Below are 15,460 nucleotides of genomic sequence, written 5' to 3'. Positions count from 1 at the left end.
AGGTCACTGGCCTTAACGTCGCTCGAATGCTACCTGCTAACGCCCGGCCTCCCGCCGCAGCAGCTCTGGCAGGTCGTCAGGTGTCACCGATCCGCCAGTCAGGCCCCGGGACGTGAACCACGTGCCGACGTTGCGGGCGTCGCGGGCCAGGAACTCCGCGCCCTGCGGGTTCACCACGACGTCCACGATCTGCGGCAGGTCGATGATGACGAGCCGGCCGTGGTGCACGAGCAGGTTGTAGGGGGACAGGTCGCCGTGCGCGTACCCCCGCTGGGCCAGGGTCACGAGGGCCTCGACGAGCTGTTCCCACACGCTGACCAGTTCGGCGCCCTCGGGGCGGGCGTTGGCGAGCCGGGGGGCCGCAGTGCCGTCGGGCTCGCCGATGAACTCCATCAGGATCTCGGTGTCGGAGATCTGCACCGGGTAGGGCACGGGAAGCCCCCACTGGTGACAGGTCTTCAACGCGTTGAACTCCGACATCGCCCACTGCCCGGCGATGACCTTGCGCCCGAACTCCGACTTGTTGGCCACCGCGCGCTGCATCCGGGACTCGGCGACCTGCCGGCCCTCGGTGTACCCGGCGTCGCGGTGGAACATCTTGTGCTCCGAGGAGCGGTAGCGCTTGGCGGCCATCAGGGTGGACCGCTCGGTGCCGGGCACGGAACGCCGGATCAGGAAGACGTCGCCCTCCTTGCCGGTCTTCAGGATGCCCAGCTCGGTGTCGACCGCGCCCAAGTCGGTCACGACCCAGGAAGGGTGTGGCAGCGGCCCGCGCTCCAGTGGGGCTGCGGAGTCCCAGGTGGACCAGCGGTCGCCCTCGGGCAGGCCGTCCGAGTCATCGGAAAGGTCCCATTCAGTCTCGGTATGCACCCGCTTCTCGAACATGAGATCGTCGGTGTCGAACCGGTTCTTGCCACGGCCACGCTTGATGAAGCCGCCACTGCTGTACACGTCGCGCATGATGGTGAGGTTCTCCTTGGGAGTCGCCCCACCGGCGCGGAATCGGCGCTAGACGGCGGGGCAGGGAACGGTCTGGCAGGTGAGCACAAACCGCACGGCAGCAATGTCCATCGGTCTCACCCCTTCCGTTCCCGGGCTCTCCAGGCGTCGTCGAAAAACTACAGACGCGCTACACCGGCGCGCAACCCTTTTATTTGGTACCGCCGAGCGCGCACTATGTGCCAGGTGAGCACAGTTCTGGCCGTCACGGCCGCGGTGGTCGCGTTCGCCGCCGGGGTGATCGCGCTGCTCCGGCTGCGCGCCCGCCGGGGCATCGCCACCAGCGTGCAACGCGCCACCTACGAGGTGCTCCGTACCGCGGGCCTCGCCGCCGAGCCGCTGCGCGCTGGGCTCACCGAGGCGGCGGCCACCAAGTCGGTCCGGCACCTGCGCCGGCTGATCGGGGCCAGCGGGCTCGCGTTGGCCTCGCCCACCGGGGTGCTCGCGTGGGACGGCACCGGCGAGCACCACCGCGACCAGATCCTCGCGGCCCGCAAGACGGTGCTGGACGCCGGCGACCTGAGCTGCGACCGACTGGACTGCCTGATCCGGGGCGCGGTGCTCGTGCCGTTGCAGACCGACGCCGGCCGGGTCGGCACCCTGATCGCGCTGTCCGACGAGCCGCCGGCCCCCGGCCTGGTGCAGGCGGCCGTGGAGACGGGCCGGTGGGCCGCCACCCAGCTGGCGCTCGCGGAGTTGGACTCCTCGCGGGACCGGCTGGCCCGGGCCGAGTTGCGCGCGCTGCGGGCCCAGATCAGCCCGCACTTCATCTACAACGCGCTGTCGGCGATCGCGTCGTTCGTGCGGACCGACCCGAAGCGGGCCAGGGAGCTGATCCTGGAGTTCGCGGAGTTCACCCGGTACAGCCTGCGGGCGCACGGCGAGTACACGACGCTCGCGGAGGAGTTGCGGTCCATCGACAGATATCTGACCATCGAGCGGGCCCGGTTCGGGGAGAGACTTCAGGTCAGACTGCAGGTGGCCCCCGAGGTGCTGCCGGTGTCCCTGCCGTTCCTGTGCCTGCAGCCGCTCGTCGAGAACGCCGTCCGGCACGGCCTGTCCCGCAAGCCCGGCGTCGGCACGATCAGCATCGTCGCCATCGACTCCGGGGCCGAGTGCCACATCACGGTCGAGGACGACGGGGTGGGGATGGAGCCCAGGGCGCTCCTGGACGCCGAGGAGAGCGGCGACGGCCAGCACGTCGGGCTGTCGAACGTGGACGAGCGGCTGCGCTCGGTGTTCGGGGAGGAGTACGGGCTGGTGGTGGAGACGGGCCCCGGGGCCGGTACCAAAATATTGGTCAGAATTCCGAAGTTCCACCCGGCGGTGCGGTCATGAGGACGCTGCGCATCCTGGCCGTGGACGACGAGCCGCCGGCCCTCGACGAGCTGGCCTACCTGCTGCGCTCCGACGCCAGGGTCTCCGAGGTGGTCACGGCCTCGGACGCCACCGAGGCGCTGCGGGTGCTGCGCGGGGCCGACATCGACGCCGCGTTCCTCGACATCCGGATGCCCGGCCTCGACGGCATGGAACTCGCCCGGGTGCTGCACCGGTTCGCCAAGCCGCCGGCGGTGGTATTCGTGACCGCCTACGACGACCGGGCCGCCGACGCCTTCGACCTGGGCGTCCTCGACTACATCCGCAAGCCGGTCGAGCCCGAGCGGCTGTCGGAGTCCCTGCGCCGGATCGTGTCCGCGCTCGGCATCAAGACCTCCGGCCCCGAGACGGCCGTGATCCCGGTCGAGCTGGCCGGCACGATCAAGCTGCTGCCCCGCGCCGCCGTGCACTACGTCGAGGCCCAGGGCGACTATGCCCGGCTGCACACCGCCGACGGCTCGCACCTGGTCAGGGTGGCGCTGGCCACGCTGGCCGAGCGCTGGTCGGATGCCGGCTTCGCGAGAATCCACAGGTCCTATCTGGTACGCCTCAGCCAGATCTCCGAACTGCGCCTCACCAGCTCCGGCTACGTCGTCGTCATCGACGGCCGCACGCTGCCCGTGGCCCGCCGGCACACCCGCGAGCTGAAGGACATGCTGCTGCGGGCCGCCAAGCAGGACGGGATCCGGTGATGACCCCGGCCCGGGGCCGCCGTACCCGGATCGTCCTCGGCGAGGTGGCCAGGGCCCGCCGGGTGAACCGGACCCGGCGCGAGCTGGCCGAACAGACCGAGATCGGCGACGCGCTGATCAAGGGCCTGGTACGGGCGCAGTTGGCGTTGGCGCTGCGGTTGGCGCTGCTGGTCGGGCTGGGCCTGGGGACGCTGCCGCTGCTGTTCACGGTCGCGCCGGCGCTCGGCGGGGTCCGGGTTCTGGGCGTCTCGCTGCCGTGGGTGCTGCTCGGGGTGCTGCCGTACCCGTTCCTGGTGGCCGTGGGGTGGATCTACGTCCGGATGAGTGAGCGCAACGAGCGCGAGTTCACGGAACTGGTCGAGAAGTAGTGTCCAATCCCTGGGCCCTGCCGGCGATCGTGCTCGTCACCCTGGTCACGCTCGTGATCGGGGTGTACGGTCTGCGCTTCGCCCGCACCACCAGCGACTTCCTCGTGGCCTCCCGCTCCGTCAGCCCGACCTGGAACGCCGCGGCGATCGGCGGCGAATACCTCTCCGCTGCCTCCTTCCTCGGCGTCGCGGGCCTCGTGCTGAGCTTCGGCCTCGACGTCCTGTGGTACCCGATCGGATTCGCCGCCGGCTACCTCGCGCTCCTGCTCTTCGTCGCCGGCCCCCTGCGCCGCTCGGGAGCGTTCACCCTGCCCGACTTCTGCGAGCTGCGGCTCGGCTCCCGGCGGCTGCGCAGACTGGTGACGACGTTCGTGGTGTTCATCGGCTGGCTGTACCTGCTCCCCCAGCTCCAGGGCGCCGGCCTCACCCTGCGCACGGTCACCGGCGCGCCCTACTGGGTCGGCGTCCTCCTGGTCAGCGGCGTCGTGACCGGCGGGGTGGCGCTCGGCGGGATGCGGTCGATCACGTTCGTGCAGGCGTTCCAGTACTGGCTGAAGCTCACAGCCCTCGCCCTGCCCGTCGCGTTCCTGCTCCTGCACTGGAAGGCCGACGGCGCCCCGGCCCTGGTGAGCCCCAAGTCCCCGGTCGGCGCCGACTGGCTGCTGCCCGGCGGGGCCGACCACTCGGGCCAGGGCCTGTTCGGCACGTACTCGCTGCTGATCGCCACGTTCCTCGGCACCATGGGCCTCCCGCACGTCCTCGTCCGGTTCTACACGAACCCCGACGGCCGGGCCGCCCGGCGCACCACTCTCGGCGTCCTCGCCCTGGTCGGCTTCTTCTACCTGTTCCCCACCGTGTACGGCCTCCTCGGCCGGATCTACACCCCCGGCCTCTCCAAGCCCGACAGCGTCGTCCTGGTCCTGCCCGGGGCCGTGGTCGGGAACGGCGCACTCGGCCAGTTCCTCGGTGCCCTGGTCGCGGCCGGCGCGTTCGCCGCGTTCCTGTCCACCTCGTCCGGCCTGCTGACCTCCGTGGCCGGGGTGCTGTCCACCGACGTGCTCGGCCGGGGCTCCGTGCGGGACTTCCGGCTGTCGGCGCTCGTCGGGGGCCTGTTGCCGTGCGGGATGGCCCTCGCGGTGGCAGACCTCGACGTGTCCCGGGTGGTGGGGCTGGCCTTCGCGGTCGCGGCGGCCACCTTCTGCCCGCTGCTGCTGCTCGGGATCTGGTGGCGGGGGCTGACCGATGTCGGGGCGGCTGCGGGGATGCTGTGCGGGGGCGGTTCGGCCGCCGGCGCGGTGATCCTGACCGTCCTCGGGTACGCGGGGCACGGCTGGCTGGCGGTGCTGATCACGCAGCCGGCGGCGTGGACGGTGCCGCTCGCGTTCCTCGTGATGATCACGGTGTCCCTGGCGACCCGACGCCGGGTGCCACCCACGGTCGGGCGCACCCTCCTCCGCCTGCACGCCCCGGACGCCCTCCGCCTGTAGCCCGATCGCCGGCCACCATCCACCCAGGACCCACCTGGCCATCCGGTCGCCGCGCGCGCCGATCATCCTTTCTGGACCATCGAACCGACATATTCGGCCACGATCCGTTGACCTCCCACTGCGGTACGTAAAGAGTGAGCGGGTTGTCACCCCACGTCCAACCGAGGAGCCCACGGTCGATGCGCCAACGAAACCTCTGGAAAGTGGCCGTCCCAGCCCTGCTGCTCGCGGTACTCACCGCCTGCCAGCCGGCCGCGAGCGCGCCGGAGCAGTCCCCCCAGCCGGCCGCCACCACCCAGGAAGCCGTCCCGTACGTCGCACCGACCACGTCAGCACCCGCTCCGGCCCCGACGACCCCGGCCGCCCCGACGTCGAAGGCCCCCGAAGCCAAGGTCGCGCCACCCGCGAACGCCCCGGCCCCACCGAAGCCGGTGACCTGCGGGGAGGGCTACTACCTGAACTCGGACGGCAAGTGCGTCCAGCGCCCCGTCCAGGCCCCGCAGCCGCCCGCCGGTGCGAGCGCGGAGTGCAATGACGGCACCTACAGCTTCAGCGCCCACCGCAGGGGCACCTGCTCCAGCCATGGGGGCGTGAAGCGCTGGTTGAAGGACCTGCCAGCGTAGTACCAAAAAAGTGGCCGTCACCAGGGTGACGGCCACTTTCGCGAAGACAGGCTAGTAGGCACCCCGGCGGGCCAGGACCACGCCGATCGTGCGCCACAACGTCCGCAGATCCAGCAGCAACGACCAGTTGTCGACGTAGTACAGATCCAGCCGCACCGCGTCGTCCCACGACATGTCCGACCGGCCCGACACCTGCCACAGCCCGGTCAGCCCCGGCCGGACCAGCAACCTCCGTCGGACGTCCCCGAGGAAGTCGCCGTCCTCAGCCGGGAGCGGCCGCGGCCCCACCAGGGACATCTCGCCGACCAGGATGTTGATCAGCTGGGGCAGCTCGTCCATGGACGTCTTGCGCAGCCACCGGCCGACCGGGGTCACCCGGGGGTCGTCCTTGATCTTGAACAGGAGGCCGTCGGTCTCGTTCTGGTCGACCAGGGTCGCGAGGCGGTTCTCGGCGTCCACGTACATCGTGCGGAACTTCCACATCCCGAACATCCGCGACTGGTGACCGAGGCGGCGCTGTCGGAAGAAGACCGGCCCGCTGGGCTCTTTGATCTTGATGCACAGTGCGATGAACCCGAACAGCGGCGACAGGATCAGCAGGCCGAGGAACGCGGCGATCCGGTCCATCAGGTTCTTGGCGACCCAGCCGACGCCGGACAGCGTCGGCTCCTCGACGTGCAGGAGCGGCAGGCCCTCGACCGGGCGGATGTGCACCCGGGGGCCGGCGATGTCGGTGAGCTGCGGGGCCACCACCAGGTCGATGCCGGTGCCCTCCAGCTGCCAGGCGAGCCGGCGCAGGTCGGCGGAGTCCGAACCGGCGGAGCCGCAGACGGCGATGGTGTCGGCCCCGAGTTCGCGGACGAGCTCGACGAGGTCGCGGTTCGCGTACACCGGGACCGGGGTCTCCACGCCGCGGGCCGCGCCGTAGCCCTCCGTCAGGTACAGCCCGACCGGCGACAGGCCGGCCTCCGGGTTGCGGGTGACGACGGTGTGCACCTCGAGGGTCTCGGGCAGCGCGCCGACCAGGAGCATCCGCTGCACGCACCGGCCGCGCTTGCGCAGGGTGTAGAGCACCCGGCGGACCAGACCGCGGCTGATCAGGAGCAGCAGGAGCGCGAGGATCAGCACCGCGCCGACGGACATGCGGGAGGCGTCGGTCTTGGTGCTCATCACGGTGAAGGAGACGACGGCGACGGCCGTCCAGAAGGCGCGGAGCACCCGCTTGCTCTCGTCGGAGCCGACGCCCAGGTAGCGGCGGTCGTAGGCGCCGTGGCCCCAGAGGACGAGCACCCAGCCGAAGGGCAGGATCGCGTACGCGACGATGTAGAACCAGAGGGGCACCGGCTGGCCGCTGCGCTCGACGAATCCGGCGACGGCTTTCGGGAACCAGGAGATGACGACAAAGCTCGCTAGTGCAACGGAGAGGAAGTCGAGGGCGACGAGACTGGCCGAATACCACCAGGCCCAGGTCGACGTACGGTCACTGCGGAAGAAGGCCGAGCGGGGCACACCGTTGGTCACCGGCGCCGCCTCGGACTCATGGCCTACCGCCTGTCTGTCGCCGGCTGTGCCGGCCGGCCGGCTCTTCTTCGGGGCCGGACGCTGGAGGCTGGTCGTCACCTCAACAGGCCCTCCGGCAGTGTGCTGCTCACGGCTCCCCTAGTGTGCCACGGCCCCCGCCTCGTCCTCTGACGACCGGCCGACATTATTCGGTGTGTCCGGGTCGTGTCGAGTCAGGGGCGGTTGCGTACTTCGGAAATTCCAGCCCATTACGCCGAGTAGCGCCACTCCCGCTAGTCCGGCTGACAAAGCGTACGCCGGTGCAGGCATCGACGTAACCTGGTCCCGATAACGGAGGGTCACTTCCGCAAGAGCGTAGACGTGTAGGCCCCCTGTGACAACGACCACGAGCCTGACAAACTTGCGCGCGAAATCGTCATCGAAGCCCCGTACGAAGGCCGCGAGGAGCACGATTCCGACCCCGGCCGGCATCGCGTACCGGCCGTGGGAGTACCAGCCCAACTTGGGCACGAACCACAGTTCGAGGGCGACGAGCGTTCCGTAGCTGGCCAGGGCCGTGCCGAGGACGGCGATCCGGTAACTGCGGCCGGCGAACAGCCAGGCGGGCACGGCGAAACCGGCCACGAGCGCGTACCAGCCGAGGATGACCCAGCCGGGCATCGTCAGCTCGCCGTAGCTGAACTGACCGACGACCTGGTTCAGGTAGAACGGCGTCCGGATCCGGACGATCTCCTCCACAGTCTTTGCGAAACTGATATGTACGGCGCGGCCGGGGATCTCCGGAATGTCGTTCACGGCCGACGTGAGGATCCACCCGAGACCGAGGAGGCCGGCGGCGACGATCGCGCCGAGCGCCCACCGGGTGTCGGCCCTGCGGAGCAGTGCGCGGATCCGGCCGCGCCGGGCGAAGACCAGGGCGGCGAGCACGACGATCGCGAGCAGCACCGGTCCCATGTGCCGCAGGGTGAGCAGCAGCGCGCCGCCGACGGCGAACGCCACCAGGTGCCGCCGTTCGTTGCCCTCGTTCCTGACCAGGGCCAACAGCGCCACCCAGGCCAGGATGGCGGCACTGATCTCCATCCCGTTCGGGTTCACCGACCCGTTCAGATTCATCGCCATCGGGGTACTGACCAGCAGCACCGCCCCGACCAGCATCCTGTTCCGCAGCCCGTACGCGACGGCCACCGCCGCGGCGAGCAGCAGCGCGGACAGCAACGCCGACAGCACCCGGGCCCCGATGATCCCGGACAGGTCCGGGCTGATCGCCAGGGGAGCGCCGACCAGGCCGTAGTAGAGCGGGCTGTAGCGGGCTGCGGCGCTCGGCCAGCGCACCGTGCGGTCCCCTTCGGGCGTGCCCGCCGCGGGGGCCGGGGTCTGGCAGCCGGCGGCGAGCTTCTCCTTCTCGAAGCACGTCAGGTCGCCGGGGAGCAGGCTGGCCGGGCCGTCGAAGTAGTAGCCCTGGGCGTAGACCTGCCCGGTGACGACGCCGTACGCGCGCGGGATGTGCTGCACCTCGTCGTACGTGCCGTTGACCGGGACGCCGAGCGCCCAGCCGGCACCGAGGAGGAGGTACCCGATGAATGCCAGCAACCAGACCCGACGCATGCCCACAGCCTAGGGTGGGAGTGTGCCGGAGTTGCCAGAGGTGGCGGCGCTCGCCGCCTACCTGCGCGAGCGCGCCGTCGGGCTGACGGTCACCGGGGTCGACGTCGTGGCGCTGAGCGCGCTGAAGACGTACGACCCGCCGGTGTCGGCGCTCGTGGGCCGGCGGCTGACGACGGCCGGGTACATCGGGAAGTACCTCGACATCGAGTTCGGGGAGTTACACCTGGTCACGCACCTGTCCCGGGCCGGCTGGCTGCACTACCGCGAGAAGATCACGCCGGGCCCGCTCCGGCCGGGCAAGGGGCCGATCAGCGTCCGGGTCCGGTTCGACGACGGCTCGGGCTTCGACCTGACCGAGGCCGGCACCCAGAAGCGGCTGGCCGTGCACATCGTGACGGACCCGAGGCTGATCGAGCGGGTCGCGACCCTCGGCCCGTCGGCGCTGACGGTGACCCTGGAGGAGTTCACGGTCCAGATCTCGAAGAACGCCCAGATCAAGGGGGTACTCACCGACCAGCGCACCCTCGCAGGCATCGGCAACGCCTACTCCGACGAGATCCTGCACGCGGCCAAGCTGTCCCCGTTCGCGATGGGGTCGAAGCTGACGGCCGGCCAGGTCAGCGCCCTCTACGACGCGGTGCACGAGATCCTCGACCAGGCCATCGCGCACACCGAGGGCCAGCGGGCCGCCACCCTGAAGTCGGAGAAGCGGGCCGGGCTGCGGGTGCACGGCCGGACCGGGCTGCCCTGTCCGGTGTGCGGGGACACGATCCGTGAGGTGTCGTTCGCGACCTCGAACCTGCAGTACTGCCCGACATGCCAGACGAAGGGGAAGCCGCTCGCCGACCGCCGGTTGTCCAAGCTCGTACGCTAGGGCGCGTGAAGGTCGTCATCGCGCACAACCGGTACTCGTCCGCCCAGCCGTCCGGCGAGAACACGATCGTCGACACGGAGATCCGCCAGCTCACCGAGGCCGGCGTCGAGGTGGTCCCCTTCCAGCGCAGCTCCGACGAGATCGGTGACCTCCCGACGTCGGAGAAGCTGCTGCTGCCCGTGTCCCCGATCTACGCGCCGCGCGCCCAGCGGGAGCTGGCCGAGCTGATCACCCGGGAGCGGCCGGACGTGGTGCACCTGCACAACCCGTACCCGTTGCTGTCGCCCTGGGTGGTGAAGACCGCGCACAAGCTGGACGTGCCGGTGGTGCAGACGGTGCACAACTACCGGCAGAGCTGCGCCAACGGCCTGTACTTCCGCGACGGCCACATCTGCAGGGACTGCCTGGGCAAGGCTTTCCCCTACCCGGCGGTGCAGCACTCCTGCTACCGGGGCTCGAAGGCGCAGAGCCTGATCATGGCGTCGACGCTCGCCGCGCACCGGGGCACGTGGCGCTCGCTCGACCAGTTCATCGCGCTGACGCCGGCGATCGCCGAGCACCTGCTCACGTTGGGGATCACCGAGAACCAGATCACGGTCAAGCCCAACTCGATCCCCGACCACGGGTTCTCCGACGCGCCGGGCCAGGGCCTGCTGTTCATCGGCCGGCTGTCGGAGGAGAAGGGGATCCGGCTGCTGCTGGAGGCCTGGTCCCGGGCGGCTGACGCGGCCGGGGCGGGGCTCGGCCAGCTGCAGATCATCGGCGACGGCCCGCTGCGCGACCTGGTCGAGAAGGCCGCCTCGGACCGCGACGACATCACCTACCTGGGAAAACAGGACGCCGACGGGGTACGCGCCGCGACCCGCGCCGCCAACGCCCTCGTCGTCGCGTCCACCTGGCTCGAGCCGCTGCCCACGGTGATCATCGAGGCGCTGTCCAACGGCCGTCCGGTGCTCGGCACCAATCTGGGCGGGATCCCGTACCTGGTCGGCGACGCCGGCTGGCTGGTCGAGCCGACGGTCGAGGCGATGGCCGCGGCGATCCCGCGCGCGGCGGCCGGCGGGCTGCGCCAGGAGGCCCGTCGGCGTTACCTGGAGAACTTCACCCCGGCGGTGGTCCTCGACCGCCTGATCGGGGTGTACGAGAAGGTCCGGCGAGGCTGACGACACGCCATAGGCACGTAAAACCTACCCCTCATACATAACCTTTATCCGTTTTGCTATGTTCTGCCGCATGATCATTCGCCGTATTTTCACCATTGCTGCTACTGGTGCACTTTTTGTCCTGATCCCGGGCGTCAGCCAGGCTGCCACCCCCGAGAAGTCGTTCACCATGCGCAGCCTCGACCAGAGCCAGTGCCTCGAGCAGCCCAAGGGTCAGCGGATCACGACCTTCGTGCAGTGCGACACCGGCAACCGCCGCCAGCTGTGGCAGTTCCCGGCCCGCAGCGACAACGGCACGATGGCCATCGCCCGGGGCCAGAAGTGTCTGACCACGATGAGCGACGAGGACGCCGTCGTGCTGCGCAAGTGCGACGACAGCCGCACCAGCCAGGTGTGGCAGGCCGCGGACAGCGACGGCTTCAGCACCTTCACCAACACGAAGACCGGCTCGTGCCTCAGCAACAACGGCGGCTCGCTCATCGCGACCAGCTGCAGCAACGCCGACAGCACCCACTGGGAGCTCGTCCCGTCCAGCAAGTAGCCCGCAGCCGGCCCGCCGTCAGTCGGCGGCGGGCCGGTACACCTGCCAGGCCTCGGCGGCCAGCAGCAGGATCCACAGGGTCCCGCCGGTGCCGCCCAGTACCCAGTCAGAGGTCGCGATCGTGGGCAGCACCGCGACGACCGTGATCGTGAACCACGGCGCGGCGTCCCGGGCCAGCGCCCGGCGGATCAGCAGCACCAGCCCCAACAGGAACGCCGCCACCCCGGTGATCCCGCCCCGGCGCAGCGCGCCGAAGAACGCGTTGTCCGTGGTCAGCTTCGGCAGCTTCGTGTTCGGGTCCTCGACCGAGTCGGCCCGGGTCACCGTGCCCCGCGCGTCGTCGCCGTTGCCGAACAGCTGCTCGGCGAGCGTGTCGCTGCGGAAGTCGGAGATGACCTTCTTCCAGGTCTGGGTCCGCCCCGAGGTCAGGTCCGAGCCGGCGTGGGAGTTCGGGTACCGGTTGTAGACCAGCCACTGCGGGCCGCCCGAGCCGACCATCAACGCCACGAGCAGCACGAACGGCAACACGGCCATCGCGACGGCCCGCTTGTAGTCCAACTTCTTCCGGTAGACCAGCCACGCGTGCACCAGGGCGGCGGCGACGGCGAAGCCCCAGGCCGTCCGCGAGGTGACCAGAAGCAACATCAGGAACGATGTTCCGAGTACGCCGACCCGCTGCCACAGCGCGAAGGCCTTGTCCGGGGCGATCCGCAACGCGACGAGCACGGAGATCAGCGCGATCGAGTTCGGGTGGTAGAGGAAGAACGGCCCACCCCAGAACCGCTGGGCCATGTTGTTGCCCCAGGCGGTGTCCGGCACGGCGTGCACGTCGTCGAGCGCGTTCCCCGAGCCGACCAGGAGCAGCACCCCGAGCGCGAGCAGGAACGCCGCGGCGATGGCCGGGGTGGGGTCTTTTTTGGTGCGCCGCACCACGGCCAACACGGCCAGCGCGCCGAGGGTGAACAGCCCGCCGTAGACCGCGCGCTGGACGCTCACCAGCGGGTGGTTGAGCAGGGCTCCGAGGGTGCCGAGCAGCCAGTACGCCAGGCCGAGCCACGCCGCGCCCAGCTTCGGCAGTTTCGCCAGGTCCCTCAGCCACGGGAAGGTCCACGTCGCGAACACCGCGCCCTCGACGGCCAGGAACGCCCACACCACGCCCGGCTGCTCGCTGAACGACCAGCTCAGGATGCCGGCCCCGACGAAGAACCCGCCCAGCAGCAGGCCGCGCACGGTCAGGCCCGGCAGGCTCAGGGCGAGCCCGACGACAGCCCAGCCCAGCGCGGCGGCGAGGAAGGCGCGCAGCCCGTTCGCCGAGTTCACCTGGGTGGCCTCCACGAGACCGGCGACTCCGGCGACGACGAGGCCGAGGAGCGCGAACTGCCGGAAGCGCGGCGGGGTCAGCAGAGGCATCCGATCAGCCTACGGGGCGGCGCAGCGCCACGAGGTACACGGTGATCATGGCGATCAGGCCGACCGCCGCGCCCGTGGTCAGCCCCCAGGCCGTGCGGAGGAGCGAGCCGTCGAGCGCGCCGAGCAGTACCCCGGTGAGGCTCGTGGCCGTGAACACCACGTACTGCCCGAACAGCAGCTTCGCCCGCTGCAGTCCGCGCAGCGCCGCCGTGAACGGGATCTGGAGCAGGTAGATGGCGGCCTGCAACGCCACGGGCAGCGCGATCGGGGCGACGTTCAGGTATTCGCCGTGCTTGTACCAGTGCAGCACCGGTTCGGCGAGCGGCACCACGACCGCGATCGCCGCCGCGCCGATCCCCAGCCCGAGCAGCGACACCTTGAGGGTCAACCGGCGCAGCGCCGGCAGGTCTCCCGTGGCGGCGAGCCGGGAGAACCGGGGGACCATCAGGGCGTTCATGGCCGTGACCAGGTTCTGCACCGGCTGGAGCACGGTCAGCTGGGCGAGCCGCAGGCCCGCGTAGTCGGCGATACTCAGGAAGCGGGCCACGAGTGTGGCCACCAACATCGTCTGGCTCTGCCCGACCAGCGCGCTCGCGCTGAACCACCCGGACAGGTGCCGGGTCTCGTGGAACCACGCGGCCAACCGCCCCCGCAACGGGTTCAGCCGGGTCCGGACCAGGTACAGCACCGCGCCGGCCGACGCGCCGATCCCCCAGGCGAGCAGCAGCGCCCCGCCGGTCCGCCAGCCGGCGAGCAGCGCGACGGCCACGGCCAGGGCCTGGGTGCCCACCCAGGTCAGGTCGATGGTCAGCGCGTTGAGCTGCTCACGCGCCGCGAGATAGGTGTGCCGGCCGGTGTCGTGCAGCAGCAGCAGCGGCAGGAACGGCACCGCCCAGATCAGGTCGCCGAACCAGTCGGCCGGGCCGAACAGCCACAGCCCGAAGAGCACGACGGCGCACCCGGAACCGATGATCAGGGCCGAGGCGAGCGCGTCCTCCTCCCGGCGCCGACGGTCCGCGCCGTCGAACCGGGAGACGTGCGCGAGCACCGCCTCGCCGATGAAGGCCCGGCTGACGCCCATCGCGAAGTACAGCGTCGTGATCGCGATCAGCACCGAGCCGGCCCTGGACCGCTCCAGCACCACGGTGGCCAGCAGCGCGTTGCCGGCGCTGGCGAGGGCGATGACGACCTGGTCGGTGAGGCCGAGCAGGATCCGGCGTCGACCGGAGCCGGGCGCGATGGCGGGCAGCGGCTCGTCGGCCTGGTCGTCGACGCTGACGGCCTCGGCGACGTCCTCCTGGGCCCCGGGCGCGGCCTCCGCGCCGGTCGAAGGCACGGCCTGCGCGCCGTCTGAGGCCGCGGCCGTGCCGTTCCCCGGTCGGGACGTCATGAGTTCCGCGCCGCCGTCTTCTCGGCCCACGCCCGCTGCGCGGCCCGGCCGGTGAACGCGATGCTGGCCAGCAGGAACAGCCCGTTGACGGCGGTGAACGCGACGATCACCCAGATGGTCCACTTCGGCACGAGCCAGATCGCGACCCCGAGCACCGTGATCACGAACGCGTAGTCACGGATCAGCTTCACGAGCCGGACCGGCAGCGACGTCGAGGTGACCATGCTGCCGCCGGTGTCGCCCTGCTGCATCACGGAGGTGACCAGGTTGACCATCCAGGTGCCGGCGAACAGGGCGTAGATCCACGCCGGCGCGTCCGGGGTGTACTCGGCCGCCACGGCGCTCACGGCCGCCACCAGGGCGATCTGCAGCGCGATGTCGCACAGCACGTCGATCCGCGCCCCAGCCGTGCTGCCGGTCCTCGTGGCCCGGGCGAGCTGCCCGTCCCCGCAGTCGACGCCGTACGCGACGTGCCAGAGCACGAGCGCGGCCAGGCCGATCCAGCCGTGGTAGTCGCCGGTGCGCGCCGCGACGAGGACCCCGACGGAGGCGACGAGCCCGAGGAACAGGTTGAGCGCGCTCATCGCGGTCGGGGACAGCCCGAGCCGGTGGAAGAGCTGGGCGCTGACGGCCCCGATCCACTGGCTGAAGCTCTCCGTGGCCAGGCCGCCGCCCCGGTTCAGCGCGTAGTACTCCCGCAGTCTCACAGCTTGTTCGCCCTCGCCAGGTCCTCGTCGAAGTCGACCTCGACGCAGCCGAACGTCGAGATGTCGATCGCCCGAAACCGCAGCCCCTCGGCGGAGATCGCGCTCTCGATGCCGCCCTCGAAGTACTCCTGCTCGTCAACCCGGCTCAGGTGCTCGACCAGGGCCGCGCGGTCGGCCGCGGACACGTAGTTGATCCCGACGGCCTCGCCGAGCCCGCCGACCACCTTCTTCGACAGCTCCCTGATGAATCCGGCGTCGTCGAGGGTGTACTTGACCTCCTCGTCGGCCACGCTCGCCGTGTTCACCGCGACGAAGCTCTGCTCGGCGGCGAGGGCCTCGGTGAACAGCTCCAGCAGGCCGGGCTCGAACACCACGTCGCCGTTGAGCCACAGCACCCCGCCGGGCGGGCCGAGCTTCAGCGCCTTGAGCAGGCTCTTGGAGGTGTTGGTCTGGTCGTAGAACTCGTTGTAGACGAAGGCCGCGTCCTCGGCGGCGGCCTCCATGACCAGGTCCTTCTTGAAGCCGACCACGATCGCGATGTGGGCGGAGGGCCCGTACGCCGCGCGCAGGTGGTCGAGCTGCTGCCGCAGGATGCTGCGACCGTCGGCGAGGAGGGTCAGGGGCTTGGGGTGGGGACGACCGAGTCTGGTCCCCATGCCAGCGGCCAGGATCACGACGTTGCGCACCGCCGAAGGATAACCCG

General features: G+C 70.6%; 15 protein-coding genes. 8 read left to right on the top strand and 7 right to left on the bottom strand.

Going from position 1 to position 15,460, the window contains the following annotated elements; genetic code table 11:
• Nucleotides 1-36 precede the first annotated feature (36 nt).
• On the bottom strand, nucleotides 37-960 hold the full coding sequence (locus IW245_RS29320; RefSeq protein WP_197006369.1) for a serine protein kinase RIO: 924 nt from the start codon (nucleotides 958-960) through the stop codon (nucleotides 37-39).
• A 216-nt stretch (nucleotides 961-1,176) separates the two neighbouring features.
• Between IW245_RS29320 and IW245_RS29315 the strand changes: the two genes are divergently transcribed.
• The 5 genes from IW245_RS29315 to IW245_RS29295 all read left to right on the top strand — a co-directional run bounded on the left by IW245_RS29315 (nucleotide 1,177) and on the right by IW245_RS29295 (nucleotide 5,546).
• Nucleotides 1,177-2,337 (top strand): sensor histidine kinase, encoded by a 1,161-nt coding sequence (locus IW245_RS29315; RefSeq protein ID WP_197006368.1) that lies wholly within the window; start codon nucleotides 1,177-1,179, stop codon nucleotides 2,335-2,337.
• Nucleotides 2,334-3,068: a LytR/AlgR family response regulator transcription factor gene (locus IW245_RS29310; protein WP_197006367.1), complete on the top strand. Its 735-nt coding sequence runs from the start codon at nucleotides 2,334-2,336 to the stop codon at nucleotides 3,066-3,068. Before IW245_RS29315 ends, IW245_RS29310 begins: the two co-directional genes overlap by 4 nt.
• Nucleotides 3,068-3,436: a hypothetical protein gene (locus tag IW245_RS29305; RefSeq protein ID WP_197006366.1), complete on the top strand. Its 369-nt coding sequence runs from the start codon at nucleotides 3,068-3,070 to the stop codon at nucleotides 3,434-3,436. Before IW245_RS29310 ends, IW245_RS29305 begins: the two co-directional genes overlap by 1 nt.
• Nucleotides 3,436-4,923, top strand: a complete 1,488-nt coding sequence (locus IW245_RS29300; protein WP_197006365.1) for a sodium/solute symporter — start codon at nucleotides 3,436-3,438, stop codon at nucleotides 4,921-4,923. The genes IW245_RS29305 and IW245_RS29300 overlap by 1 nt, the downstream gene beginning before the upstream one ends.
• A gap of 203 nt (nucleotides 4,924-5,126) precedes the next feature.
• Nucleotides 5,127-5,546, top strand: coding sequence for a DUF3761 domain-containing protein (locus IW245_RS29295; protein ID WP_197006364.1), 420 nt, complete (start codon nucleotides 5,127-5,129; stop codon nucleotides 5,544-5,546).
• Nucleotides 5,547-5,597: 51 nt separating this feature from the next.
• Here IW245_RS29295 and IW245_RS29290 read toward each other — a convergent pair whose 3' ends face one another.
• Nucleotides 5,598-7,067 carry a sugar transferase gene (locus tag IW245_RS29290; protein WP_233472835.1) on the bottom strand — a complete coding sequence of 490 codons (1,470 nt, stop codon included), beginning with the start codon at nucleotides 7,065-7,067 and terminating at the stop codon, nucleotides 5,598-5,600.
• A gap of 138 nt (nucleotides 7,068-7,205) precedes the next feature.
• Complete coding sequence (locus tag IW245_RS29285; protein ID WP_197006362.1) at nucleotides 7,206-8,672, bottom strand: DUF2142 domain-containing protein; 1,467 nt, start codon at nucleotides 8,670-8,672, stop codon at nucleotides 7,206-7,208.
• Nucleotides 8,673-8,694: 22 nt separating this feature from the next.
• Between IW245_RS29285 and IW245_RS29280 the strand changes: the two genes are divergently transcribed.
• From IW245_RS29280 to IW245_RS29270, 3 genes are all read left to right on the top strand, one after another.
• Complete coding sequence (locus IW245_RS29280) at nucleotides 8,695-9,546, top strand: DNA-formamidopyrimidine glycosylase family protein (RefSeq protein WP_197006361.1); 852 nt, start codon at nucleotides 8,695-8,697, stop codon at nucleotides 9,544-9,546.
• Nucleotides 9,547-9,551: 5 nt separating this feature from the next.
• Entirely contained in the window at nucleotides 9,552-10,709 is a 1,158-nt protein-coding gene (locus IW245_RS29275) for a glycosyltransferase family 4 protein (RefSeq protein ID WP_197006360.1), read from the top strand.
• Between the two features lie 70 nt (nucleotides 10,710-10,779).
• Nucleotides 10,780-11,250, top strand: coding sequence for an RICIN domain-containing protein (locus IW245_RS29270; protein ID WP_197006359.1), 471 nt, complete (start codon nucleotides 10,780-10,782; stop codon nucleotides 11,248-11,250).
• A gap of 18 nt (nucleotides 11,251-11,268) precedes the next feature.
• On the opposite strand, the gene IW245_RS29265 is transcribed toward IW245_RS29270, so the two are convergent.
• Genes IW245_RS29265 through IW245_RS29250 form a run of 4 tightly spaced genes read right to left on the bottom strand, consistent with a single transcriptional unit; the run spans nucleotide 11,269 to nucleotide 15,443 of the window.
• Nucleotides 11,269-12,660, bottom strand: coding sequence for an O-antigen ligase family protein (locus tag IW245_RS29265; protein ID WP_197006358.1), 1,392 nt, complete (start codon nucleotides 12,658-12,660; stop codon nucleotides 11,269-11,271).
• Between the two features lie 4 nt (nucleotides 12,661-12,664).
• On the bottom strand, nucleotides 12,665-14,080 hold the full coding sequence (locus tag IW245_RS29260) for an MATE family efflux transporter (protein WP_197006357.1): 1,416 nt from the start codon (nucleotides 14,078-14,080) through the stop codon (nucleotides 12,665-12,667).
• Nucleotides 14,047-14,757, bottom strand: a complete 711-nt coding sequence (locus IW245_RS29255) for a CDP-alcohol phosphatidyltransferase family protein (protein WP_197006356.1) — start codon at nucleotides 14,755-14,757, stop codon at nucleotides 14,047-14,049. The genes IW245_RS29260 and IW245_RS29255 overlap by 34 nt, the downstream gene beginning before the upstream one ends.
• Nucleotides 14,754-15,443 (bottom strand): phosphocholine cytidylyltransferase family protein, encoded by a 690-nt coding sequence (locus IW245_RS29250; RefSeq protein WP_197006355.1) that lies wholly within the window; start codon nucleotides 15,441-15,443, stop codon nucleotides 14,754-14,756. Before IW245_RS29250 ends, IW245_RS29255 begins: the two co-directional genes overlap by 4 nt.
• Between the last annotated feature and the right edge of the window lie 17 nt (nucleotides 15,444-15,460).

The organism is Longispora fulva (genome assembly GCF_015751905.1).
In the GTDB taxonomy this organism is placed as follows: Bacteria; Actinomycetota; Actinomycetes; order Mycobacteriales; family Micromonosporaceae; genus Longispora; species Longispora fulva.
The sequence above is the reverse complement of the archived record's forward strand: the minus strand, read 5'-3'. Positions and strand labels throughout refer to the sequence as shown.

Coding starts and splice junctions, on each gene's coding strand:
- IW245_RS29265 (WP_197006358.1), bottom strand. CDS start 12,660: ATGCCTCTGCTGACCCCGCCGCGCTTCCGGCAGTTCGCGCTCCTCGGC.
- IW245_RS29285 (WP_197006362.1), bottom strand. CDS start 8,672: ATGCGTCGGGTCTGGTTGCTGGCATTCATCGGGTACCTCCTCCTCGGT.
- IW245_RS29320 (WP_197006369.1), bottom strand. CDS start 960: ATGCGCGACGTGTACAGCAGTGGCGGCTTCATCAAGCGTGGCCGTGGC.
- IW245_RS29270 (WP_197006359.1), top strand. CDS start 10,780: ATGATCATTCGCCGTATTTTCACCATTGCTGCTACTGGTGCACTTTTT.
- IW245_RS29305 (WP_197006366.1), top strand. CDS start 3,068: ATGACCCCGGCCCGGGGCCGCCGTACCCGGATCGTCCTCGGCGAGGTG.
- IW245_RS29315 (WP_197006368.1), top strand. CDS start 1,177: ATGTGCCAGGTGAGCACAGTTCTGGCCGTCACGGCCGCGGTGGTCGCG.
- IW245_RS29310 (WP_197006367.1), top strand. CDS start 2,334: ATGAGGACGCTGCGCATCCTGGCCGTGGACGACGAGCCGCCGGCCCTC.